The sequence below is a fragment of the Paenibacillus sp. KS1 genome (assembly GCF_001680695.1).
GTDB lineage: Bacteria > Bacillota > Bacilli > Paenibacillales > Paenibacillaceae > Paenibacillus_B > Paenibacillus_B suaedae.
This window is the reverse complement of the sequence record NZ_MAIS01000241.1, coordinates 1-1,215: the sequence shown is the minus strand read 5'-3', so window position 1 is coordinate 1,215 and position 1,215 is coordinate 1. Positions and strand designations below refer to the sequence as shown.

The window sequence follows — 1,215 nt, the reverse complement described above, 5'->3', positions numbered from 1 at the left end:
TAGATCGGCTACACTTAGTTGGACAGAAAAATTAAGGGCTAGTAGAATTAACACATCATAACAAGGAGCGGATCTACTATGCCAAAGAATAAGACGAACATTTACAGATGATTTCAAGAAACAGATGGTTCAGCTATATGAGAATGGGAAATCAAGAGCAGACATTGTAAGTGAGTATGAGTTGAGTGCATCTGCATTGGATCGCTGGATTAAACAAGCCCACCAAACAGGTTCCTTCTCAGAGAAGGACAATCGCTCTCCAGAAGAAAATGAACTTATTGCATTACGGAAAGAAAACCAACGACTCAAAATGGAGAATGACATTCTAAAGCAAGCAGCGCTGATCATGGGACGAAAGTAAGTGTCATCCATCAAAATCGCGACAAATACTCGGTATCAGCAATGTGCGACGTCCTGCAAATAACTAGAAGTACGTACTATTATGAAGTAAAAAACTCCAGCAATGAAGATGGTATTACGAAGCTTATCGTTGAAATCTTCCAGAAGAACCGAAATGCATATGGTACAAGAAAGATTAAAGCAAAGCTTCACGAACGTGGACTTATCGTATCAAGACGTCGAATTGGCCGCATTATGAAGGAACAAGGCCTTGTTTCTACATACACCGTGGCTCAATACAAACCTCACAAAACAACATGCAACGAATCGCAACAGGTAAATGAACTGAACCGCAAGTTCCAGCAATCTGAAGCTAAGCGCGTCGTTGTAAGCGATCTAACGTATGTCAAAGTCAAAAACAGATGGCACTACATCTGTGTATTAGTTGACCTCTTTAATCGAGAGATCATTGGCTCAAGTGCAGGGCCGAAAAAGGACGCAGCTTTAGTCACACGAGCCTTTGCTTCTGTGCAAGGAAATCTAAGTCAAATTCAATGATTCCATACCGATCGCGGTAGTGAATTTAAGAACAAGTTGATTGATGAGACACTTGCTACGTTCAAGATCGGTCGTTCCTTAAGCATGAAAGGGTGCCCTTATGATAACGCAGTTGCAGAAGCTACGTTTAAAATTATGAAGACGGAATTCATTAATCAGATGAACTTCCACAGTTTACATCACCTAGAATTGGAGCTATATGACTACGTAAATTGGTTCAACAAACATCGCATCCATGGAACCTTAGGCTATATGAGTCCAGTAGATTACAGAAGATTATCCCTTAAAAAAGCTGTCTGATTTAGTGTTGACAATCCA

General features: G+C 40.4%; 1 pseudogene. It reads left to right on the top strand.

Annotated features, from left to right (window positions below):
- The first annotated feature begins 124 nt into the window (after positions 1-124).
- Positions 125-1,197 (top strand): annotated as a pseudogene (locus tag BBG47_RS28075) (IS3 family transposase).
- Positions 1,198-1,215: the final 18 nt, after the last annotated feature.